Origin of the sequence: Polyangium sp. 15x6, from assembly GCF_029960785.1 — a bacterium.
Lineage (GTDB): Bacteria > Myxococcota_A > Polyangia > Polyangiales > Polyangiaceae > Polyangium.
This window is the reverse complement of the sequence record NZ_JASBQE010000114.1, coordinates 1-21,989: the sequence shown is the minus strand read 5'-3', so window position 1 is coordinate 21,989 and position 21,989 is coordinate 1. Positions and strand designations below refer to the sequence as shown.

Here is a 21,989-nt window from a genome sequence, read left to right as displayed (position 1 = left end):
TTCCGGGCGGGAAAGCAAGCTACGGGATCTCGCTCATCCCTTCGAGGAACCACAGGACCTGGCCACGCGCCCGGAGGAGCACGCGCGCGGGCACCTCTTCCTCGGAGCCGTCCGACCACGCCGCCTCGATGGGCTGCCGTTTTTGCTCGTCGCGAGCCACGAAGATGGCCCATTCTGCCTCGCAGAGCACCGGCGCCGTGAGCGTGAGCCGGGCTTCGAGGCCCTTCGCAGGCTGCGCCGGGATCGCCGCCACGAGCCGATCGTCGATCGCGGTCGCGCCCATCCCCGGGAAGAGCGACGCCGTATGCCCGTCGTCCCCGATGCCGAGGGTCATGACGTCGAACGCGACCGCTCGGGTCACGCCGAACGTGCGCCGAAGGAGCGCCTCGTACCGCGCCGCGGCCGCAGCGAGATCCGGATCCTCCGCCTCCATCCGATGGATGCGGCCCGCCGGGGCACGATCGAGCCCGAGATCGGCGTATGCCATCCCGTAGTTCGAGCGCGGCGAGGCTGGATCCACGGCGCGCTCGTCCACCCAGAACCAGTCGATCCGATCGAGCGGCAGCTCCATCTGCGCGAGCCTCTGGTGCACGGGACGCGGCGTGGATCCGCCCGAGAGCGCGACCCTCGCGATCCCGCGCTCCTTCACCGCCGCCTTGATCAACGTCGCGAGGGTGGTCGCCGCGTTTTGCACGAACGTCTCTTCGTCCGCGGCGCCGATGACGATGTAACGCGAATCCGGTGTCCTGCTCATCGTTCACTCCATTGCGCCGCGAGGACGAGCGCATCCCGCAGCACCCGATCGCCCTCCGTCGCATCGAGCGCCTTCACCAGCACCCACGCCTCGTCCCGGTGGCCGAGCGCGTGCTCGTGCGAGGTCACGCGCGCCCCGCGCCGCGTCCATGCGACCTGCTTCGGGTTCTCCCGGTCGCGCACGCACGCGAGCGAGAGCGGCTCTCCTTCGAGCGAGGCCTCGATCCACACGCCCGTGATCTGCCCCGGCGCAAGGCCTTCGCGCGGATCGTCGCGCAGCGTGATCCGCACCGGCTCGCCGTGCCGATCCCGCGCCCGATCCCGCGCCTCGAAGCCCCAGCCGAGCCTCGATCCGAGCCAGCCGAGGAAGAGCGCCGCGGGCTCGGTCGCGCCGCCCGGCGTCCGTCCCACCGTGACCTCGCGGATCGATCCCAGCGAAGGCCGCGCGTCGTCGAAGAACCGCGCCACGAGCTCGCGCCACTGGTACGTCCGAACGAACTGACGATCGCCGACGGGCGCCGTGGACATGTGGAGCATCTCCGCGATCCGCGCGACGCTCGTATGCGCCGAGTCCACGATGAGCCGATCGGCCCGCGGCAAGAGCGTAGGCAAGAGCGCGCGTGGCGCCCCGCGGCCGAGCTCCACGACGACGGGCACCTCCGGCACCACGAGCGCCGCCACCACCGAGCCGGCGCGCTCGCACGCCATCGCGCCGAACGTCATCTCGATCCAGTCGAAGCAGATCGGCGTCCCCCCATCGAGTCGGCACGCCGCGCGCACGTCGTAGCTCACCTCCCAGGGCGCGAGGCGCCCGTCGCTCGTCAGCACGAACGCGCGCCCCGGGTGCGTGTCCGCGAGCGCGTCCGTCGTCGCGCGCGCGTGCTCGATCTCCGACGGCGCCGCGGTGAACACGAAGCTCATCGTGGACGAGCGCACCTTCGTCATCGGCGCGCCCGCCTGCTCGTCCGGCGAGGACCAGAAGGACGCGAGCTCCGCTTCGATCCGCGCGAGTGCCTCGCCGACCGGGAGCGCCGTCACGGCTTCCTCCACTTGTCGCCCGGCACGAGCAGCCGATCCGCCTCCCGCGGCCCCCAGCTCCCGGCCTCGTAGGTCGCGACGGGCGCGTCTTGATCACGCCAGCCCGCGAGGATCGGATCGATGAAGCCCCACTGCGCCTCGACCTCGTCGGCGCGCGTGAACAGCGTCGCGTCGCCGCGCATCGCGTCGAGGATGAGCCGCTCGTAGGCCTCGGGCGTGCTCGAGCCGAACGCCGTCCCGTAGCGGAAGTCCATGGCCACGTTGCGCATCGTCATCCCGCCGCCCGGCACCTTCGTGGCGAAGCGCAGCGCGATCCCCTCGTCCGGCTGGATGCGCAGCACGAGGACGTTCGGTTCATCCTCGCCGCGGCGGACGCTCGGGGGCGGGCCGCCGTCCATGGCCTGCGGCGCGTCGCGGAAGAGCCTGTGTGGCAGCGGCTTGAAGTGCAGCGCCACCTCGGCCACGCGCTTCGCGAGCCGTTTGCCCGAGCGCAGGTAGAACGGCACGCCGCCCCAGCGGAAGCTGTCGATGCGGAGCGACATCGCGACGTACGTCTCCGTCTTCGAGTTCGGATCCACGTCCGGCTCCTCGCGATAGCCGGGCACCCTGTCGCCGCGCACCGTGCCTGCCGTGTACTGCGCGCGCACCGTCTTCTCGAGCACCTCACGCCCGCGGATCGGCCGGAGCGCGCGCAGCACCTTGACCTTCTCGTCGCGCACCGCGTCGGCGTCCCACGACGACGGCGGCTCCATCGTCACCATCGTGAGGAGCTGCAGCGCGTGGTTCTGCACGATGTCACGCGTGATGCCGGTCTGATCGTAGAACTTCCCGCGCCCCTCGACGCCGAGCTCCTCGGCCACGGTGATCTGCACGTGGCTCACGTGCTGCCGCGACCAGAGCGGCTCGAAGATCGTGTTGCCGAACCGGAAGACGAGCAGGTTCTGCACCGTCTCCTTCCCGAGGTAGTGATCGATCCGGTAGATCTGCCGCTCGTCGACGCACGCGAGCAGCTCCTTGTTCAGCGCACGCGCGCTCGCCAGATCCTCGCCGAACGGTTTTTCCACGACGACCCGCTGGTAGCTCGCGTCCGGCCCGTCCGCGGGGCGCACGACGAGCTTCGCGTCGCAGAGCCCGCGCACGATCATGGGAACCTCGGTCGGACCGACCGCCATGTAAAAAACCCGGTTTTGCCCCGTCCCCCGCTCGACCTCGAGCCGCCCGAGCTCCGCGGCGAGCCGCGCGTACGTCGCGGGATCGTTGAAGTCCCCCTGCACGTACGCCATGCCCTTCTCGAGCTCGCTCCACGTCGCCTCGTCGAGCGGCTTTCTGCGCGAGTACTTCGCCACCGCCTCGCGCATCTCCCGACCGAACTCCGGCTTCGGACGCCGCGCGACGCCGACCACCGCGAACCCGCCTGGCAGGAGCCGGCTCAGCGCGAGGTTGTAGATCGCCGGCAGGAGCTTGCGCCGCGTCAGATCTCCGGATGCCCCGAAGATCACGACGGTCGCGGGCCGCACCGTTCGCTCGTCGGGCATGCCCTCGCGGAGCGGGTTTTCCTCGCCGCTGCCGACGTTCTCCGAAAACGACATGCGTTCCTCCCTCGCGGGACTCCCGGTCCCGCGGCGCAGGCTACCAGAGCCCCGGCCGGCGCGGCGGTGGACGCATCCGCTCTCCGATATCTTTGCTACCGGCGCGGCCCTGGCTACCCTCTCGGCACGTATGGCAGACGCAAGCCTTCCGCGCGTTCGGGTCCCTCATCCGCACGTGCGCTGCGACGCGAGGATCCTCGCGGGCAGCCCCCACGTCGAGGGATCGCGCGTTCCCGTCCGGCGCCTCTGGGTCTGGCACCGCGGCGGCGCCTCGGTCGAGACCCTCTTGCGCCGCTACCCGAACCTCGGCCCGGCCCGCATCCTCGACGCGCTCTCCTTCGCGTACGACAACCAGGACCTCATCGACGCCGACCTCGCCCGCGAGCAGGCGCTCTTCGAAAAACAAGGCGGCCCCACCGTCGGCGCCCGCCCCCTCGCGCAGCTCCCGCTTCCTTTCGACGAGGCCGCCCCGGACAGCGAAAAACCCGCTGCCCTCTCGCGACAGCCCATGCTCCCCGGCATGTCGGCCGTCGCCGCGCCCCCCGCCGTCCCGCCCCCCGTGCCGCCGGTGTCCGCCCCGACCAAATCGGCTGCGTCCGTAACAAAGCCCGCACGCAAACGCTAGGGACCTCAGCACACCCCGGGCGATCCAACGGTCTTTACAGCCCGACGAGACTAGGGCAGAAGGGCCCTCGTGCTGGGAGGGATCGACGCGGGGCGTCCAGGCAGCTCTTCGCCTGGTGAGCTCCGCTTGCGGGACCTGCCACTCGGTAGTGACAGGCGGCCTGGCGCAGAGCGCCCCCGCACACAGAGAGGCGCCCGCCCGGGTGCCGGAGGGTTAGTCAGATGAGCGTCAGTCGTTGGAAGTTGTTCTCCATGCCCATCGTGGTGCTCGGCATCGCTTCGCCGCTCCTCGCGAACTGCGGCGGCAAGATCCCCGGCGTCGGCGGCGTCGAGGTTCCCGACGCCGTGACCGAGGGCATGGAAGCCGCGAAGGGCTGTGACGAGTTCAAGACCGGCGATTTCGGCTCCCTCGCCATCAAGGGCGACGCGAAGGTCCAGGGCAAGATCAAGTCCTTCCTCCAGGTCTCGTACGACGTGAACAAGACCGTCGTGGACCTCGAGAAGGGCCTCATCGCCTCGTGCGGAGCGCTCGGCAAGGACCTCGGCATGAAGGAAGACGAGCTCCGCGCCGAGGCCGGCGGGGGCAAGGGCGCGGACAAGGTCTGCACCGCGGTCGCCGCGAAGGTGAAGTCGATGCTCGCGGCGAACGCCGAGGCGAAGATCTCGATCGAGTTCGACCCGCCCAAGTGTTACGCGGACGTCGATGGCATGGCGAAGTGCCTCGATGCCTGCGGCTCGCCGATCGAGCCGGGCAAGCTCGAGGCGAGCTGCTCGGGCGGCGAGGTGAGCGGCTCGTGCGACGCGCAGTGCAAGGGCACCTGCTCGATCGAGGCGGGCGCGCAGTGCACGGGCACGTGCAAGGCGAGCTGCTCGGGCAAGTGCGAGGCCGGCTTCAAGGGCACCTGCGGCGGCAAGTGCGACGGCAAGTGCGACGGCAAGCAGGCGAGCGGCGCCTGCGCCGGCCAGTGCGAGGGCAAGTGCGACGCGAAGGCCGAGGGCACCTGCTCGGGGACCTGCTCGGGCTCGTGCTCCGCCGCGTGCGAGGTGAAGGGTCAGGCGAAGTGCGAGGGTAGCTGCTCGGGCGGCTGCTCGGTCGCGTACAAGGAGCCGAAGTGCTCGGGTGAGTTCAAGCCCCCGACGGTGGACGTCGAGTGCCAGCAGAGCTGCACGAACCGCGCGGCCGCGACGGCGAAGTGCGATCCGCCGGCCGTGCGCGTCGTGGCGAACGGCAAGGTGAACACCGACGTGCAGAAGCTCGTCGCCGCGCTGAGCCGCAACCTGCCCGGCATCATCAAGCTCTCCGCGGGCTCGGGCGCCAAGATCAAGGTCGGCGCCGAGGGCCTCGTGAAGACGGGCAAGGGCATGGTCGACGTGGTCGGCGACGCAGGCGGCAAGGCCCTCGCGTGCATCAAGGCCGGCGTGGACGCGACGGCGAACGCGACGAGCTCGATCGACCTCAACGTCAAGGCGAGCGTCAGCGTGACCGCCTCGGCGAGCGCCAAGACCAACTGATCGGTCTCGGTCGCTCTTCCTCTCCCCACGTTTTCCTCTCCCCGTAACACTCCCTCACCCCCAACCCCCTCTCCCTGGCGGGAGAGGGGGCTTTCGCCGCGGACGCGGTTGGAGCACCAAACATTGGTGTCCCAAATTTCTCCCCGTGAGCTCGCCGATGCGATCGCCGCGGGCAAACCCGTCTACCTGATCGACGTCCGCAAGCCGTGGGAGCACGAACGAGCGGCGCTGCCGGGCAGCGTGCTCGTCCCGCTCGACGAGCTCACGGAGCGCGCCGACGAGATCGAGCCCCCGCCCGGCGCGCTCGTGGTCGCTTACTGCCACCACGGCGTGCGGAGCCTCTCGGCCGTCGCGCTGCTCGATCGCATGGGCTTGCCCGGCGTCGCCTCCCTCCGCGGCGGCATCGACGCCTGGTCGCGCGAGATCGACCCGAGCATCCCTCGCTACTGACGTCGCTTCACGCGGGCACCCACGCCGCGTGAAACCCGTACGGCACGCGCCGCGGAATGCGCACGCGCGCCAACGGCCCGCGCCCGACCTCCCGCGCGTCGAGCACGATCATCTCGGATTCCCCCGTCCCCTCGTCGTGCACGAACCCCACGACGTAGCCATCATCCTCGTACTTCGCGCCTTCCCGCGGCGCGAATACCATCTCGCCTCCGAAGCGGTTTTTCCCGAACACGTGGGTCTCGCTCCGGCCCGTCTCGAAATCGTACCGCACGACCCCGTCGATGAACGGCATCTCCGCGTCCGGCACGAAACGCGCCGCCGTGCCGAACCGGTTTTTCCTGCCGGTGAGCCGGTCGTCGATGCGCGTGAAATCCGCATGAACATCGTCGAGCTGCTCTTCCTTGGCCTCGCCCGTCTCGAGGTCGAACGTGAAACGCCACGCGCGCCCGCCGTCGTCGCGCGTCGCGTGCTCGGGCGAGTGCCCCATCACGTCGGTCTGCGCGAGCCGGCTCGCGAGCAGCACCACGCGCGAGCCCTCCTCGTAGGCATTCCATACGTGATAGATGAAGCACGCCGGCAGCTCGAACCAGCGCACCTGCGAGGCGTCTCCCCGCCGCGGCAGAATCCCGAACCGGCTCGGCCGATCCTTCTCGAAGGCGAGCGGCACCTCGCCGCGCGCCATGCGCTCCATCCGGAACGTGTAGGGCAGGTCGAGGAGGATCGAATAATGTTCCGTGATCGCGAAATCGTGCATCATCACGGGCACGTCGAGCGGGATCTGCACGTAATGGTCGATCCGCCGATCCGGCCCGACGACGCCGTATTGGATGTACGGCTGCCACAACGTGTACCCGAAAAACACCATCTCGCCCGTCACCTCGTCCACCTTCGGGTGCGCGGTGAACGGGTGATCGAGCCGGCCGTCGAAATCGACGAGCCCCACGGTTTCCAGATCAGGCAAACGAATCTCATGCGGCGCGCCTCCCTCCCACGTCGCATGAAGCCGCGACCCGTGGAGGGCGAACGCCGTGTTCGCCACGTTCTTGTAGATCATCCCGTGCGGCGGCTCGGCCACGTTCGGCGGCTCCGCAAAGCCCGTCCAGAGCGCCCGGCCCGCCTCGCGCTCGAACTGAAAACCTTTCGTACGGACCCAGCGGTTCCGGTACGACGCGCGCCCGTCCTCGACGCGCACCGCGTGAATCATTCCATCGCCATCGAAGAAATGATACCGCCCGATCGGCGCGAACTGCGCGTTCGGACCGTTGCGCACGAACGTGCCCCGCAGGTCCCGCGGGATTTCGCCGATCACCTGCAAATTCGGCACGTCGAGCTCGTCGTGCACCGGACCCCAGTTTCCCTCGAGATAAGCGCTCGTGACGATTTGCATGGGCTCCTCCGGCGGCGCAGCGCGCTCGCGAGGGCAGGAGTAGTCGCCGGCCCGTCCGGCTGTCAAGGTTCGTCCCTGGAATGCGTCTCGTTCGTTCGGCGTTTCGCGCCCCCATGCGACGCCCGCGTGACGCCATCCTCCTTCTCGCGGTGTTTTTTTTCGTCCTCGGCCTCGGCGCCCTCGCGGTCGCCGCGCCGCCGGAATCGAAAGAATCCAAAGGCACCGTAACCCTACCATTATCACGGTGGCGCGCCCTCGAAGACCAGATCGCTGCGCCCGCGCCCCCGCATCGCGCCCCCGAAGGCGTGCTTTGGGTCTCGCGGCGAATCGAGGGCCGCTTCCGCAAAGGCCTCTGGACCGGCCGCCTCGTCGCCCGCTTCGATGTCCTGCCCGGCGGCCCCGTCCGCGTCCCCGTCCTCGATCATCGCGCCGTCCTCGGCGAGGTCACGCTCGACGGCGAGCCGGCCGCGCTGCTCGAAGACGGCGAGCGATATGCCCTCCCGCTCGATCAACCCGGCCGCCACGAGCTCACCGTCGATTTCCACTGGGGCCGCGAGACCGAGCGATTCACCCGCACGCTCGACCTCTCGCTCCCCGAGGGCGGCCCGGTCGCGCTCGAAGCGCGCATCGCCGAGCGGGGCATCACGCCGACCCTCGCCGGCGGCGCGCTCGCCTCGTTCACCGAGCAAGGCGGCGATACCGTGGTCACGGGCCACCTCGACGGCAGCGGCGAGCTGCGTTTGTCCTGGAAACAGAGCAAGGCGAGCGAGCCGCGCGGCGAGGCCCGCATCGAGGCCCGCGAGCACACGCTCTTCCGCGTCAGCGAGGCCCTCGTCACCGGCCAGAGCCGGATCGACCTCCACGTCCTCGAAGGCGAGACCGACTCGATCCGGCTCTCCTTGCCGCAAGGCGTGGAGGTCCTGCGCGTGGAGGGCGACGCCGTCCTGCAATGGCATCCCCTCACCACCGAAAAAGACGGCCGCGTCCTCGTCGTCCTCCTTCGTCACCTCGTCGCCGACGAGGCGCGGATTCGCGTCGATTTCCAGCTCGCGAACCAGCCGCAGGCGCCCATCGAGCTCGTGATGCCCTTGCCGTCCGCGCCCATTCCCACCGTGGGCTCGCTCGGCGTGCTCGGCCCGCCGGGGTTGCGCCTGGATCCGCGCGGTGTCGAGGCCGCCGAGCGCCTCGCCCCGCGCGAGATTCCAGAGGAGCTGCAGGCGCTCGGCACGGGCCCCGTGCTCTTCGGTTATCGATTCGACAAAGCGCCGCGCATCGTGCTCTCGGCCTCGCCCTTGCCCGAGCTCGAGCTCGCGCGCACGGTCGTCGACGAGCTCTCGGCGTCCACGGTCGTCCTCGGCGACGGCACCGAACGCACGAAGGTCGCGCTTCGGATCCGCAATGACGGCCGGCAATACGTCGAGCTCTCCTTGCCCGAGGGCGCGCGCCCGTTGCGCTCGTTCATCGACGGCCGCGAGGTGCGTCCCGCCCTGCTCGGCCAGCGCCTCCTCTTGCCGCTCCGCCAGAGCGAGCGCCTCGCCGCCGATCAGACCCGCATTCACGTCGTGCGCGCCGGCGAGACCCTGAGCGACGTCGCGAACCTCTATTACGCCGACCCCTCCGCCTGGCAGCGGATCGTCACGAAAAACCGCGACGTCATCCCGGAGAGCGGCGCCCTCGCGAAAGACACGCGCCTCGAGATCCCCGCCGCGGCCGAGGCCACGAAAGAAGCCTTCTTCGTCATCGAGGTCGCCTACGAGCGCCCCCTCCACGCGCTCGGCGCGTTCGGCCTGGAAAAACTCCGCCTCCCCGGGCTCGACGTCGACACCACGAAGGCCGTCTGGCACGTCTACTTCCCGTCCTCGCACGAGCCCCTCGAATTCCGGGGCAACCTCCGGCAAGCGTCCCGCATCAAGTACGACCCGTTCCGCCGATTGCAATGGTACCTGCAAACGGCGCTCGGCGTCTCGACCGCGTCGGCGGGCGGATACGAAAACATCCTCCAGAAGCGCCGCGCCATCTACAACGACGAGGCCACGGGCGGCGGCGAGCCCTTCGCCGCGTTGACCGAGTTCCCCCTCGTCGGCGAGCGATATCGCTTCCGCCGCATCCTCCTCGGCCGCGAAGTCCCCGAGATCACCGTCGTCTACGCGTCGAACGGCCTGCTCTCGTGGGCCCGGCACGGCGCGCTCGCGGCCGTGTTCGTCGCGGCCGCCATAGCGCTCCGCCGCCGGGGACGCGCGCCCGTGATTGCGCTCGTCGCCACGCTCGTCCTCCTCCTTTGCCTCGCCCATTTCGTCCCCGGCATTCATCGCCGGATCCTCTGGGGCCTCGATCTCGCGCTCCTTCTCGCGCTCGCGCGCCGCGCGTGGCCTCGCGCCCGCCGCCTCGCGCGTGCCTTCGCCCGCGCGCCGTGGCTCTTCTTCCGGGCGATCACCGCCCGCAGGCTCGTCGCGGCCGCGGGTTTTTCCTGGCTCCTCGGCGAGCTCGCCACTCGCCCGATGCTCCTCTCCCTGGCCACGCTCGTGCTGCTCTCCGGCGCGTGGTTCCGCCTGCGAATCCTCGCGGAGCGGCGGAGGTCTCGTCATGCAATGTAATCGATCGGGTGCTTTGATTGCGCTTCTCCTGCTCGTGCTCTCGTCGCTCGTGGCCACGCACGCCGTGGCCGAGGAGAGCGACGGCGAACAGGCTTCGGAAGAGGCCCAGGCGGCCGAAGGCGAGGGCAGCGAGGAAGGGCAGGGGAGCGAGGGCGACGAGGCCGAATCGAAGAAATCGCCCGAGGCCCCCGCGACCCCATTCGACGAGGTCATGAAGCTCAACGCGCCCCCGCCGGCCGAGGGCGAGTCGAAGGCCGAGGCGAACGCGGCCGATCCCGCGGCGGAAGGCGGCACCGCGACCGTTCCGCTCGCCGAATACACCGAGCTCGCCCGCCGCGCCGCGCGCATCCGGAAGACCCGCGCGACCTTCGCAGCGGCGCCCGTGGTCCTCGGCGCCGCGTCATACGAAGGCGACGTCGAGGGCGGCGTGCTCGCGCTCCGGGAAAAACTCGTGGTCACGCTCGCCGGCGACGGGCTCAAATTCGTGCCGCTCGTCGGCGACGACGTCGCGCTCGTCTCGGCCACCGCGGACGGCGAGCCCATCGGCGTCACGCGCAGGCCCGGGTATCACGTCTGGGTCACCGAACGCAAAGGCGTCGTGACCCTCGAGCTCTCCTTGCTCGTGGGCCCGCGCGGCGGGCGTGGATCCATCGAATACGCATTTCGATCGGCGCGCACGCCGAGCACCCGCGTGGCGATCCGCCTGCCCTCGGAGGGCCTCTCGCCCCGCTTCGACGGCGCCGTCGTGAGCGAGGTCCGCGCCGAGCGTGGCGGCACCACCGCGCGCGCCACGCTCGCGCCCACGACCGAGATCCGCGTCGTCGGCTTCCGCGACGTGGGCGGCGGCGAGGCTCCGAGCGCCGCGCGCGCCGTCGCCGAGACCGTCTCGCTCCTCAGCATCGACGAGCGCGCCGTCGAGCTCTTCACCGTCGTCCGCTACACCATTCTCCGCGGCGCGATGCAATCGTTCGAGGTCGCGCTCCCCGACGGCGTCGAGGTCGTCTCCGCGGAGGGCGAAGGCGCGTTCCATTCCACGACCGAACGCAAAGACGATGGCCTCCTCCTCCGCGGCGAGACCGCCTTCCCGATCGAGGGCACCTACGAGCTCTCGCTCCGCCTGCGCCTGCGCGGCGGCGCCGGCAAGGATCGCGTGATGGCGCGCCTGCCGCATTGCCTCGGCGTCGAGCGCGAGCATGGCTGGCTCGCCGTCGAGGTCCCGGGCAAGATGCGCATCGGCGTGACCTCGCGCGAGGGCCTCGTCGCCGTCGCCGTCCCCGAGCTGCCGACCGAGGCGCGCGCGAGCGCGGTGAGCCCGATTCTCGACGCGTATCGTTATCACGCGGCGTCACCCGCGCTCGGCCTCTCCGTCGAGCGTTTGCCCGAGCAGGAGCTCGAAGAAGGCGCGATCGACGTCGTCGAGGCGACGAGCGTCCTCGCGGCCGAGGGCAAGCTCGTCACGGATCTGCGCGTCGTCCTCCGGAATGCCTCGCGCCCGAGCCTCGCGCTCGGCTTGCCGCCGAACACCGAGGTCCGCGCCGTCCGCCTCGACGGCGAGCCCGCGCGGCCGAGCCGCGGCGAGGACGGAAAGCTCCTTTTGCCACTGCAACGTTCGCGCGGCGCCGATCACGAGGAGCCCATCACGCTCGACATCGTGCTCGAATCGAGCCTGCCCGCGCTCGGCCTCCTCGGCGCGCCCGAGCTCGCGCTCCCCGCGCTCGACCTCGGCGCGGCCGCATGGCGATGGCGGCTCTACCTGCCGGCCCACAACGAATATCTCGGCCTGCGGACCGACGTCCCCGCCGAGGTCTATGCCGGCGCCGCGAGCTGGCACAAGCCGCCGCATTTGAAGCGCGCCGTCCGCTGGAACGAATCCGAGGAAGGCGAAGAGCGCGCGGCCCCCGCCGTCGCGCCCACGTGGACCGAGCTCATCGCCGCGAGCACGGAGAAATCGCACGTGCGGTACTGGGTCGGCCCCGGCACCGTCGTCCGCGCCCGCGTCCCGTTCGTCCGGGCATATCTCCTGCTCCCGCTGAAGTTCGCCTTCGTGCTCGCGCTCTTCGCGGGGATCGGCTCGTTCCTTCACCGGCGCGCCGGGCGCAATCGCGCGGCCTCGGGAAAACCTCGCGTCTCGCTCGTCGAGCTCGCCGTGCGTTTGCCCGGGCGCATCAAGGCCTTCTTTCGGCGACAAACCTTTTCGCGGTCCCTCGCCGCGCGCGTCGCTCTCCTGTCGCTCGGCTTCCTCGCCGTCGCCGGCTTCTTCGTGGACCGGTTCGGCAAGCTCGTGCAGGCGTTTTTGTCCGGCTGAGCACGTCGGTCCTCCTCGCGTCCGGCGGCGATCGCGGATACCATCTGCCTCGGGCATGCGTACTTCCCTCCCGCCGCTCTTCGCCTCTCTGGCGTTCGTGGCCGCCGCCGTCGCGGCGTGCGCCGGCGCGCCGTCCCCGGGTGTGGGAGGCGCGGCGCCGCCCGTGGACGACGCGGGTCCCTCGGAAGCGGGGCCCGACAGCGGCGATGCCGACCCCGCTGTCCTGGCCGCGCCGAAGGCGACCCCGGTCGAGGATCCGGAGCTCGCGCGCATCACGGCACTCCCCGAGGCCGAGCGCCTCGCGTACGCACGCGCGCACCTGCCCGAGCTAAAGGACCTTCGCAGCGGCACGACGCCGGTGGATTTTTCGAGGTTCCTAAAAGCCGGCCCCACGCTCGCGCTGTTCGTCCCGGAAGAGGTACTCCAGCACGACGTCCCGGCGGCGCAGAGGCTCTGCCGGCGTGTCGTGTTCGAGGTGTCCCCCGAATCCCTCCATGCCGAGGTTCCGACAGACGGCGGCGAGGGCCGCCCGACGCTCGTGCGCTCCGGCTCCTTCGAGTATCTCGTGCTCGATCGGAACGTCACCTTCTCGGGGCCGCACAACCGGACGATAGAGACGGACGCGCGCGGCCAGAAAACCGAATCGATGTCAGCGTTCGGCTCGGCGTGGTCTCCGTCTGGCGCGCTCTTCGAGATTCGCGACGACGCGATCCTTTATGGCGCGACGCGCGTCTCCGCGCATGCCGTGTGCATGGTGTTCGAGGAGCATTCGTGTGCGGAGGCCGACGGTGGTGTGGGCGCCTGCGCGCGGTGCACGCGCCTCGTGGCGAAGCTCCATTCCCACGAGCCAGGCCATGCCTTTGGGATCGCGGTCGCCCGGGGGCGGAGGGGGCCGGCCGAAGGCGAGGCGCTCCCCGCGTGCGCGGCTTGCCCTGTGGACGCCGTCTCCGCCGAAATCCCGCGGATCAACCGCGCGCTCGCCGAGCTCGTCTTCGAAGACACCTCGGGCGACCCGTGGCCGGCGTTTTTCACGAAACGAGAGGCTTGCGTTGCGGCGGCACGAAAGCACGCAGCGGAGGCGCGGCGGGCGGAATGACGGGCGGGCCGGGCCTTTCGCGTTTTACATCGACCGCAACGCGGTCGATGTACCTGAGGTCCAGGGCTGTGCCCTGGTGCGGAGCGGGTCCAGGGGCGAAGAGCCCCTGGTCGGGCCCGGGGTGAAACCCCGGCGATACGCTGTGGAATGAACTCCCCTCAGCGGAAGCGGATCGACGGCGGCGGGCTATCGTGCTCGTCGTCGAGGAACCACTCGATCCACGGCATTGCGGCTTGCTCGGAGGCAAAGAGCTTCGTCGGGACGGCGGGCTTCGAGACGGTGATCACGAAGTTGCCGATCATGTTGCTGACGGGCGAGCTGCCCGTGATCACCGCGACGCATTTGCAGACGGCCGGGACGTCGGGGCTCACCCAGAACTTGCGTACCGCGTGATCGGCGCCGCGCAGGCCTCGCTCGTCCACGAGCAGGGGGCGCGGCTGCCCGCCGCCGAGCTTCTTGGCCGCCTCGAAATCCTCCTCGGCGTCCTGCAGCGTGTATTCCGCTCCGTCCTTCGTCACCTTTTTGACGAATCCGCGCGGGTCGTACGTCAGCACGGCGCCTCGCGTCTCTATCTCGCCCGGAACGTCGCTCGAAACCATTATGAACTTCTCCTGGGAGCCTCGGCCTTCTGTGCCTTGCCGTTCATCGAGAGCGCAATGCCGCTCTTCAGCGTGCTGCACGTCCTGACACCGGGCAAATCGAGCCCCATGTCGACGAGGGTCTTCGCCACCTCGGCGCGCAGGCCCGTGAGGACCACATCCACGCCGAGCAAACGCGCCGCGTGTGCCGCGCGGACGAGCGTGCTCGCCACGTCCGCGTCCACCACGGGCACGGCCGTGATGTCGAGGATCGCGACGCGCGGCTGGGCCTTTGCGATGCCTCGCAAGAGGGATTCGATCACCTGATCGGCGCGCTCCTGATCGAGCGTGCCCACGAGCGGCATCACCACGATCTCGTCGGTGATCGGGATGAGCGGCGTGCTCATCGTCCGGATGAGATCGTTCTTCGCGCGGATCGCCTCCTCGAGGCGCATGCGCTCTTCCTCGGCGCGCTTCCGATCCGTGATGTCGCGCAGCACGCAGACGAAACCCTCGATCGTGCTGCCGTTCTTGAGCGGCGAGGTCGACACCGAGGCCTCGATGACCGCGCCCGACTTCGTCAAACACTGCATCTCGTGCCCGTGGAGCGCGAGGATCTGCGCGGGATCGTGCTCCTCCAGGAAAAGCGTGCTCACGGGCTTGCCGACGAGCTCGCGATCGTTGAAGCCGAGCAGCTCCGTGGTCGCGCGGTTCACGGTCCGCACGAGGCCCGCGGCGTCGACGACGACGAGCGCGTCTGCCATCGAGGCGAAGACGCTGTCGAGGTAGGTCCGCGAGACCGTCGAGCTCTGCAGCTCCTCGCGCAGCATGTTGAGCCCCGCCGCGATCCCGTCGAGCTTGTCGTTCGCGGGGCTGATGGCGGCGCGCGCGTCGAAGTTCAGCGCCGCGAGCTGCACGACCACGTGCGTCAGCGTGGCGATCCGCTCGTCCTCGGACTTGCGCTCGGAGAGGACCTTGCTCCCGAGGGCCTCGATCTCGCGGAGGATTTCGCCGACGAGCCCGCCGCGCTCGCGGCTCGGGAACACGAGATCGCCGGAGCGCAGGCGCCGCAGCATGGTGACGGCCTCGCGCAGACCGGCGTCGCTCGGCGGCCCCGCGCTCGGGGGCGGCCAGTCTCGTCGTCCGTCGTCACGATCGTCTGTTCCCATCGGCGTCTACGGGGGACCCAAGCAGCCTCGGGCGGGAGCATATACCGACACCGCGGCCCTTGGCTAGCCGACGCGCGCGACGAACGCGGCGAGCGAGAGCACTTCGCCGTGGAACGGACGCGTCACGTCGACGAACGACATCAGGTTCGAGGGCACGCTTGCCGCACCTACAGGCGGCCACGGCGGCGGAGGCTTCTGGAACGTACCGTCCGGCAGCCGCATGTGCGAGCGATCCGAGGCGAACGTCCGGACGAAGAGATCGGCCGGGACGATGCGGAACGAGGGCAAGTACGGCGGCGGCACGCCGGGGTGGAAGCACCCGCGGAGCCACTCCATCGCGGGCAAGGGCGCGCCGAGGGTGCAGTCGACGTCCCAGATCTCCGGCGGATCCCGGGCGAGCAGGACGACGTGGTAATCCCAGACGATGGGTTTGCCTCGGCCAGCCTTCTGCGACCACATGGGGCAGGCGCGCTCGGCGTTCGAGATGAACACCACGTCGCGCCGCTTGTCCGCGAGCGCGGGCTCCTGGCAGAGGTGCCAGACGTTCTCCTCGCAATAAAAAGGCTGGCGCAAGAGGCGCGGCGCGCGGGTTTCCTCGCGCCCATCCGCGCGTCGTTTCATGGCAAGGACCTCGAAGCAATCATCGTAACCCGGACGGGGCCGGGCGCGGAAGACGGAAGCGACGGCTCGGCCCGCGCAAACCACGAAAGCGCGTTCCGTGGCCCTGGCCTGCCGTGCTAGCGTGGCCGGCGATGGCCGCCCCGCCCCTGCCGCTGCCGATTGCGGCGCTCGTTCGACGCGCGCGCAACGCCACGGACCCGACCCGGAAGCACCTCGCTTCGTATTACGCCTGGGAGGCGAGCATCCGCCTCACGGTCGCGGCCGAGCCGCCCGCGGACGTGAGCACGCTCGGCATGCCCTCGACGGGGCACTGGGTGAAGGCGATGCCGCCGCGGCCGGGCAGCCTCACGGATCCGGCGCTGCTCGCGCTGCACGCGCTGCTCGCGGAGGTCGGGACCGACAGCCGGCAGGCGCCGAAATCGACGAACGCACAGAAGCTGCTCGCGCTCCTGCCGGCGTACCGGAACAAGGTCATCGGGCACGGATCCACGCGGAACGACGCGTTCAATCAGGAGGCCGCGCGGGTCTTCCTGGAAGCGATCGAACCTGCGTGGCGTGCCGGGGTGTTTTTCCCGATCGATTCGGTGCTGGTATTCGTGGAGAAGGTGGAAATCGGCGCGGACGGCGACCGAAAGGCGCAGATCGTGCGGCTCGAAGGCCTCGCGTCCGAGCGCGAGGGCGCGGCGCAGGCGGGGGAGGACATCCTGCCTGGGCGGGTGTACCTCCGGAACGACGGCCATTTCGCGTCGCTCCACCCGTGGGTGGTCTTCGAGGGCGGCGAGGAGCGGGAGCGCGCGCTCTTCTTCAATGGATATCGCAACGCGGCCGAGTACCTCGATTACGCGAGCGGCGACGTGGTGAAGAGCAAGGCGCTCGCGGCCGCGTTTCCCTCGCTCGACGCCGACGTCGCGGCGCTCGTGGCGGGCGGGGACAAACGGCCGTCCGGGCCGGGGTCCCGCAAGCCGTCCGCGCCGCGCCCGGCCGAAGGGGCAGGGGAGGCCGAGGAAAAAGTCGCGGCGGCCGTGAGCCAGGAAAAACCCGTTGCAGCGCCAAAGACCTCGCGGCCCGGATGGCTTTTTCCGGTGATCGGCGCCGTGGTGCTGTCGCTCGGCGGGGTCGGGGTTTGGCTCGGTACGAAGGGGGCTTCGGGGGCGAAGCCGTCCGCGGACGTCGCGGCGAGCGCGTCCGCCGCCCCGGTCGAGGAGGAGCTGATCCCGACGATCTCGAAGGATCCTGCCCTCCAGGCGGAGTTCCGGCGCGGGATGGAGAGCTTGCTCCAGGCGGACGTGTACGGCGCGGAGACGGCGCTGCTCACCGTGCGGGACAAGGCGCCGCGCGAGCTGTGGCCGCACGTGGGGCTCGCCATGGTCGGCGCATTGCAGAACCATTTCGAGGACTCGACGCGCGAGCTCGACGAGGCGATCGGGCTCGTCCGCGGCGCCCCCGGCCGCGACGCCGAGCTCGTCGCGATCCTCGACCTGTCGGACGAGGACGCCGCCAAGGGGCTCGTGGCCTGGGAGGCGTTCCGGGCCAAACACCCCAAGTTTTTCCTGGGACACCTCTTCGTCGCCTATTATTTCATGTATCGAGGGACGGTGCCGGAGGGCGTGGCGCGGTACGAAGCGGCCCGCGCGATCGACGGCCGGCACGCGCTCACCCACGTCCTCGCGTCGTCACTCTACATGGACGCGGCGAAATACCCGGAGGCGCTCTCCGAGGTGGGCAAGGCGCTCGAAATTCAGGGCGCTTCCTCCTGGATCCTGGCGCAGCGCGGAATGGTGCGGATGCGCATGGGCGAGACCGCGGCCGCGCGCGCCGACCTCGAACAGGCGATCGCCCGGCGCGGGCCGTTCGCCGCCCACGTGACCTACGCGCTCTCCCTTTTGACGACGGGGAAGAGCGAGGACGAGGCGCAGTTCGCGCGCGAGCGCCAGACCTTGCTCGATACGAAGAACATCGACGACAAGCTCTCGTTCATGTGCACGCATCCGCTCGTGCTCCTGCGCGAGGGGCGCGCGCGCGAGGCCGACGTATTGATCCAGGAGGCCGCCGCGCTCGCGGTGGACAAGGGCAAACAAGGCACCCTCCTTCGCTGCGTGCTCTTGCCTTCGTACGCCGACGTGGTGCTCGGCCGCTTCGAGCAGGCCGAGGCGAAGTTCGCCAGGTTATCGAACGTCTGGGAGGGATTCGGGCTTGCGAAGACCGACGAGGCGCGGGCCAAGATCATGCTGAAGGGCCTGAAGGGCATGATGGCGCTCGAAAAGGGGGACCTCGCCCGCGCCGAGACCGAGCTCGCCGAGCTCAAGCGCCTCGCTTCCGGCGGGAACGACGAGCTCGTGTACGCCGTCGCCGTCGCCCGGAAGGAAGACGTCGTCATTCCGGACGCGCCCGAGGCGCGGGGCAACCTGCCGCGATTCCGGCGAATGCACCTGCAAGCCCGCGCCTTCGAGCTCCGGGGCAAGCTCGCCGAGGCGGAGCGCGCCTACGAGCGGATCTTCGCCGAGCGAGAGAAATGCGGGAAACGCGTGTTCGACATGCACCTGCTCTGCGGGCCTTATATCGCCGACGGCCTCGTCCGGCTCGCGGAGCTTCGGCAGAAGCGCGGCGCGACGACGGAGGCCCTGGCGACGCTCGACGCGCTCGCGGCCTTCTGGCCCCGGGCCGACGCGGACCTCTTGCCGATGAAGCGCGCCGCCGACCTGCGGAAGAAGCTCCCGTCGGGCAAGTGAGCGCCGCGAAGGCGGATCAATAGGCGCAGAGCGGGTCGTTCGGCGCGCAGTGCTTCCCGGGCTTGGGTTTGCCCCCGTCTTTGCCTTCGGACGCGCCTCGCGCCGGCGCGTCGCGATCGACGCCGCCCACGAAGCCATCGGACCCCTCGGCGGCCCTGGCCTCTCCCGTGATCGGGGACGGCGGCCTTTGCAGCTCGACCCTTCGCGCGTCGTCGTCCCCCATGTGCAGCGCCACGAGGTCAATCGACACGAGCGCGCCGCAGCCGGCGGGCGGCGTCGTCGCATTCGCCGCGCCTTTCGCGCACGCCTCCGTGTCGCCGGCCTTTTCCACCGGCGCGCCGGACGCCGACTCGGCCACCTCGAATGCGCCGATCGTGTATCCACGAACGACGTGCGTCGCCTCTTTGCACGCCTGCGTGGCCTCGGGGGTCGCGGTCGCGCCGCCGAACGTGAATCGACCCGCTTGCGCGAGCTTTACTTTGATCGCCCGTCCGCCGTTCACGACCGTGCCGAGCCGACCTTTGCCGAGCGGCACTTCGCGCTCGACGTCCGCCTCGTTCGACAGGGTGAACGATCCATCCTCCGCCGCGGCCTCGTACTGCGCCGAGGCGCGTAGCTCGCACGCCTCGACGACCACGAGCTTGCACCCTTCGAGCTTCACGGCGACGGGACCTTCCTCGAGCCGCTTCTCCAGCGCCTCGCGCTCGGCGGCCGGCAGGGCGACGACGCGCTGGCTTGCGGGCTCGTTCGGGAGCGGGCTGCAGAGGGCCGATTCGCCCGGCGGCGGACTCATGGGGCTGCTGCGCTCGACGGCGTGGTTCTGCGCCGCGCCGCACGCGGCGAGGGAGACGAGGGGAATCGTGGCGACGAGGAGCGAGAGGATCCGCACGTGCGGACCGTATCAGGGCCCGCACGGGGGCTCAAGCCCGACTCAATTCGCGGAACAGGAGAAGAACATCCTGCCGGGGGAGCCGAGCCCGGTGCTCGCGGGGATGCGGATCCGCCTTTTTTGATTTTCCGGGCAGGTCGAGACGAGCTCCGGGTTTCCGAGGGGCGGGGACGCTGCGGCGTCGACATAACACCACCCGTGGACGGGATTGCCATTGGCGAGCGGCGGATCGGAGACGTCCTCCTGGCAAGCCGTCCGCGCCGCGCCCTGCTCGGCCTGCATCACCATGCAGAGGCAATTCCACTGCTCGCGGTGCGCTTGTGGGTCGCTCAGGACGAGGTTGACGAGCGGAGCGTGCTCCGGCGGGATCTCGCCCCGCCCCTCTGACGGATCACACGCGCACGCGCCTCCCTCCACGTGCCGCGCTTCGATGACCACGCACGGCAGGCCGCCCTCCGGATCGGCCTCGAGGCTCCGGGGCAGGCAGGTATCCTCGAAGGCCCTCGTCATCCGCGCGTGGAGCGCGTCCACGGCCGGGCGATACCCGGCGCCGGGTCCGCTCGCGTCCTCGATGCTCGCCGGACAAACCGACGCCACGACGGCCTGCTCGCCGAGACCTTTCATCACCGCGAGCTGCCGGAGGCTCGGATAGGCCTTCGCGCGGACCTGCAACGTGGGCGCGCCGCCGGCCATCGGGTTCGGTGCGCAGACGGGATTGTCGTTGTCCGTGGCTTTGCAATCACACCCGGGGAGGGTCTCGTCCGTGCAATCGCGCTCCTGCCCTTTCGGCAGGGGAAAGATACACGCATATTGCAGGTCGTCCCCGGCGATCGTCCGCTCGTGCCCGTTGATGGGGTTTTTCGTCGGGGCATTCGCGTCGACGAGGGCGTGGCCCGTGATCGGGTTCGTCCCCGCGCGTTTCGCGACGGACTCGATCATCAGGGGATCGAGCGGGCGCACGTAATTCGTGGGGTCACCGAGGATCACGTCCCACGTCGTGGCGCCCGCCGCGTCGAGCGGCGCTTCGATCTCGGCCGCGCTCTTCAAGCCCTTTCCGAGGTCCGTCGGATCACGCGCGACATCCTGCCAGGGCACGCCGACGATACCCGCGAAGAACACGTCCCGGGGTTCGCGCGTCTGCCAGACGCCGTCGTTCGGATCGGGGTCCGTGAAAAGGGGGTTCGGAACGAGATCCCCGGCGCGGTTCTGGATCTCCTCCGACGAGAAGGCCTTCACGTATCGATCGACCGGATAGAGGAAATCGATCCCGAAGCGGCGCTTCTGATCCCAGCACCGGAGGTTTGGGTCGTCCTCCTCGGGCGCGAGCAATGCGGGTTGGCCGTCGGGTCCCATGCACGCGGCCTCCTCGGGGCAACTGCCCGGGTCCTGGCCGCAGGATTTGCAGCAAGGATCGTTCGGATCAATCGTGCATTCCTTCCGCGCACGCGGCATACGCACGTCCGTCCCGTCCGGGCGTTTTCCCATTCCGACGTAGTAAAACTGTCCGTATTCCTTGATGGAGCAATCGTTCTCGTCCGAGAGCAGCACGATCGCGAGCATCGAGTCGGGCCGCAGGAACGCCTTGCGTTGTTGCAGGAGGGCCGTATCCGTGCCCTCGGGCGTGGCGCGGTGGTTGACGACGGAGATCGACGCGTATGGGTCGGGGTCGACGAGGAACCGATACACGCTCTCGAGCTGCGATTCGTACTCGCAGCCGATCGGCCCGACGCCGGCCACCATGTCCCGGAGCGACGCGCCGAGCGTGGCGAGGTCCTCCTCGCCGGGCGGCAAGAGCGATTGCGCCGGATCCCAGGCCAGAAATCCACGATCCTCGTAGGTCGGCGCCAGAGCGCCGCCGCAGGCGTCGAGGCGCGCGACGAGGTGGCCCTTGTCGTTGTTCGTCGTGTTCGCCTGGCCCGCGCAGGCTTTCTCGTCGGGCACGAGGTCGGGACAGCTATCCGCGCCGTGGCCGCCGATACTCGAGCTGAGCACGCCGATGTGGATGTCGAGCACCGGAGGCATCACGCGCGAGGTGCCCGCCGGGCAAAGATCGAGGGGATGGTCCGGCTGCTGCTGGGCCGCCACGCCCTCGGGGCTGACGCAAGGCGGGTTCACGAGGCGGAGGACGAGGTCGGGCACCGCGCTCGCGAGCAGCGCTTGCTTGTCGGCCATCGAGCGCGAGTTGTCGAGGGCCAGGAGGAGGTCGAGCTTTTCGACCGGGGGCGCCTCGAGCCGGTGGATCCAGGGCCCCGGGGTGCAGTTCAGCGATTCGCAGGAGACGACGGGCCGCACCGGGTCGCCGCAGGCGACGAGGCCGGCGGCGACGAGGACGAAGGAAGGCGCGAGGAGGGCGAGCGAGGTACGGAAAGGGCGAGACCGCATAGGTCCTCCGCGATTTGCCTCGGGTCGGTGATTCGGCCCACGGCACTTTTCTCTGGTGTGGCAACCAATATGCCACGCCGCGGAGGCGGTCCGGCGAGAATCAACGACCGCGACGCCGCGCGCCCCGGAGCGCCGCGAGCGCGAGGAGCCCGAAGGCCGCCGTCGCGCCGCCCGCGGGCACGGTTTGTCCCGGCACGGAGCAATCGCAGCTCCCGGACTCGCCGACGCCGCCGTCGCTGCCGCCCGCGGCCGCGCCGCCCGCGCCACCCGCGC

At 70.1% G+C, this 21,989-nt stretch carries 16 protein-coding genes; 7 read left to right on the top strand and 9 right to left on the bottom strand.

Annotation, left to right across the window (positions count from 1 at the left end; all coding sequences use genetic code 11):
- Positions 1-19 precede the first annotated feature (19 nt).
- From pgl to zwf, 3 genes are read right to left on the bottom strand one after another with little or no spacing between them, the layout of a single operon-like run.
- The gene (gene pgl / locus QHF83_RS45315) at positions 20-754 is read right to left on the bottom strand and encodes a 6-phosphogluconolactonase (protein WP_282424353.1); all 735 of its coding nucleotides are present in this window, start codon (positions 752-754) and stop codon (positions 20-22) included.
- Positions 751-1,791: a glucose-6-phosphate dehydrogenase assembly protein OpcA gene (locus tag QHF83_RS45310; RefSeq protein ID WP_282424352.1), complete on the bottom strand. Its 1,041-nt coding sequence runs from the start codon at positions 1,789-1,791 to the stop codon at positions 751-753. Before QHF83_RS45310 ends, pgl begins: the two co-directional genes overlap by 4 nt.
- On the bottom strand, positions 1,788-3,380 hold the full coding sequence (gene zwf / locus QHF83_RS45305; RefSeq protein WP_282424351.1) for a glucose-6-phosphate dehydrogenase: 1,593 nt from the start codon (positions 3,378-3,380) through the stop codon (positions 1,788-1,790). The genes QHF83_RS45310 and zwf overlap by 4 nt, the downstream gene beginning before the upstream one ends.
- A 130-nt stretch (positions 3,381-3,510) precedes the next feature.
- Here zwf and QHF83_RS45300 point away from each other — a divergent pair, with 130 nt between their 5' ends.
- The 3 genes from QHF83_RS45300 (at position 3,511) to QHF83_RS45290 (ending at position 5,966) form a co-directional block, all read left to right on the top strand.
- The gene (locus tag QHF83_RS45300) at positions 3,511-4,005 is read left to right on the top strand and encodes a DUF433 domain-containing protein (RefSeq protein ID WP_282424350.1); all 495 of its coding nucleotides are present in this window, start codon (positions 3,511-3,513) and stop codon (positions 4,003-4,005) included.
- Between the two features lie 221 nt (positions 4,006-4,226).
- On the top strand, positions 4,227-5,516 hold the full coding sequence (locus QHF83_RS45295) for a hypothetical protein (protein WP_282424349.1): 1,290 nt from the start codon (positions 4,227-4,229) through the stop codon (positions 5,514-5,516).
- Between the two features lie 123 nt (positions 5,517-5,639).
- Positions 5,640-5,966, top strand: a complete 327-nt coding sequence (locus QHF83_RS45290) for a rhodanese-like domain-containing protein (RefSeq protein ID WP_348980523.1) — start codon at positions 5,640-5,642, stop codon at positions 5,964-5,966.
- A gap of 7 nt (positions 5,967-5,973) precedes the next feature.
- On the opposite strand, the gene QHF83_RS45285 is transcribed toward QHF83_RS45290, so the two are convergent.
- Positions 5,974-7,353, bottom strand: coding sequence for a carotenoid oxygenase family protein (locus tag QHF83_RS45285; protein WP_282424347.1), 1,380 nt, complete (start codon positions 7,351-7,353; stop codon positions 5,974-5,976).
- 113 nt (positions 7,354-7,466) lie between these two features.
- Between QHF83_RS45285 and QHF83_RS45280 the strand changes: the two genes are divergently transcribed.
- The 3 genes from QHF83_RS45280 to QHF83_RS45270 are packed head-to-tail and all read left to right on the top strand — an operon-like array spanning position 7,467 to position 13,348.
- A complete protein-coding gene (locus QHF83_RS45280; RefSeq protein ID WP_282424346.1) occupies positions 7,467-9,947 on the top strand; it encodes a hypothetical protein in 2,481 nt (826 codons plus the stop codon).
- Positions 9,937-12,252, top strand: coding sequence for a hypothetical protein (locus QHF83_RS45275; RefSeq protein WP_282424345.1), 2,316 nt, complete (start codon positions 9,937-9,939; stop codon positions 12,250-12,252). The genes QHF83_RS45280 and QHF83_RS45275 overlap by 11 nt, the downstream gene beginning before the upstream one ends.
- Before the next feature lie 55 nt (positions 12,253-12,307).
- Positions 12,308-13,348 carry a hypothetical protein gene (locus QHF83_RS45270; RefSeq protein WP_282424344.1) on the top strand — a complete coding sequence of 347 codons (1,041 nt, stop codon included), beginning with the start codon at positions 12,308-12,310 and terminating at the stop codon, positions 13,346-13,348.
- A gap of 158 nt (positions 13,349-13,506) precedes the next feature.
- Here QHF83_RS45270 and QHF83_RS45265 read toward each other — a convergent pair whose 3' ends face one another.
- The 3 genes from QHF83_RS45265 to QHF83_RS45255 form a co-directional block, all read right to left on the bottom strand.
- Positions 13,507-13,902, bottom strand: a complete 396-nt coding sequence (locus tag QHF83_RS45265; protein WP_272422869.1) for a hypothetical protein — start codon at positions 13,900-13,902, stop codon at positions 13,507-13,509.
- 44 nt (positions 13,903-13,946) lie between these two features.
- Positions 13,947-15,095 carry a PAS domain S-box protein gene (locus tag QHF83_RS45260; RefSeq protein ID WP_282424343.1) on the bottom strand — a complete coding sequence of 383 codons (1,149 nt, stop codon included), beginning with the start codon at positions 15,093-15,095 and terminating at the stop codon, positions 13,947-13,949.
- A gap of 63 nt (positions 15,096-15,158) precedes the next feature.
- Positions 15,159-15,716, bottom strand: coding sequence for a hypothetical protein (locus QHF83_RS45255; RefSeq protein ID WP_282424342.1), 558 nt, complete (start codon positions 15,714-15,716; stop codon positions 15,159-15,161).
- Between the two features lie 131 nt (positions 15,717-15,847).
- Here QHF83_RS45255 and QHF83_RS45250 point away from each other — a divergent pair, with 131 nt between their 5' ends.
- Entirely contained in the window at positions 15,848-18,445 is a 2,598-nt protein-coding gene (locus QHF83_RS45250) for a hypothetical protein (RefSeq protein ID WP_282424341.1), read from the top strand.
- A gap of 16 nt (positions 18,446-18,461) precedes the next feature.
- Here QHF83_RS45250 and QHF83_RS45245 read toward each other — a convergent pair whose 3' ends face one another.
- Together QHF83_RS45245 and QHF83_RS45240 are read right to left on the bottom strand one after the other, a co-directional pair.
- Complete coding sequence (locus tag QHF83_RS45245; RefSeq protein ID WP_282424340.1) at positions 18,462-19,334, bottom strand: hypothetical protein; 873 nt, start codon at positions 19,332-19,334, stop codon at positions 18,462-18,464.
- Between the two features lie 42 nt (positions 19,335-19,376).
- The gene (locus tag QHF83_RS45240; RefSeq protein ID WP_282424339.1) at positions 19,377-21,716 is read right to left on the bottom strand and encodes a hypothetical protein; all 2,340 of its coding nucleotides are present in this window, start codon (positions 21,714-21,716) and stop codon (positions 19,377-19,379) included.
- Positions 21,717-21,989 lie beyond the last annotated feature (273 nt).

What these genes read in the sequence shown, in the direction of transcription:
- pgl (WP_282424353.1), bottom strand. Translation starts at nt 754, where the DNA reads ATGAGCAGGACACCGGATTCGCGTTACATCGTCATCGGCGCCGCGGAC.
- zwf (WP_282424351.1), bottom strand. Translation starts at nt 3,380, where the DNA reads ATGTCGTTTTCGGAGAACGTCGGCAGCGGCGAGGAAAACCCGCTCCGC.
- QHF83_RS45300 (WP_282424350.1), top strand. Translation starts at nt 3,511, where the DNA reads ATGGCAGACGCAAGCCTTCCGCGCGTTCGGGTCCCTCATCCGCACGTG.
- QHF83_RS45295 (WP_282424349.1), top strand. Translation starts at nt 4,227, where the DNA reads ATGAGCGTCAGTCGTTGGAAGTTGTTCTCCATGCCCATCGTGGTGCTC.
- QHF83_RS45285 (WP_282424347.1), bottom strand. Translation starts at nt 7,353, where the DNA reads ATGCAAATCGTCACGAGCGCTTATCTCGAGGGAAACTGGGGTCCGGTG.
- QHF83_RS45280 (WP_282424346.1), top strand. Translation starts at nt 7,467, where the DNA reads ATGCGACGCCCGCGTGACGCCATCCTCCTTCTCGCGGTGTTTTTTTTC.
- QHF83_RS45275 (WP_282424345.1), top strand. Translation starts at nt 9,937, where the DNA reads ATGCAATGTAATCGATCGGGTGCTTTGATTGCGCTTCTCCTGCTCGTG.
- QHF83_RS45270 (WP_282424344.1), top strand. Translation starts at nt 12,308, where the DNA reads ATGCGTACTTCCCTCCCGCCGCTCTTCGCCTCTCTGGCGTTCGTGGCC.
- QHF83_RS45260 (WP_282424343.1), bottom strand. Translation starts at nt 15,095, where the DNA reads ATGGGAACAGACGATCGTGACGACGGACGACGAGACTGGCCGCCCCCG.
- QHF83_RS45255 (WP_282424342.1), bottom strand. Translation starts at nt 15,716, where the DNA reads ATGAAACGACGCGCGGATGGGCGCGAGGAAACCCGCGCGCCGCGCCTC.
- QHF83_RS45250 (WP_282424341.1), top strand. Translation starts at nt 15,848, where the DNA reads ATGGCCGCCCCGCCCCTGCCGCTGCCGATTGCGGCGCTCGTTCGACGC.
- QHF83_RS45240 (WP_282424339.1), bottom strand. Translation starts at nt 21,716, where the DNA reads ATGCGGTCTCGCCCTTTCCGTACCTCGCTCGCCCTCCTCGCGCCTTCC.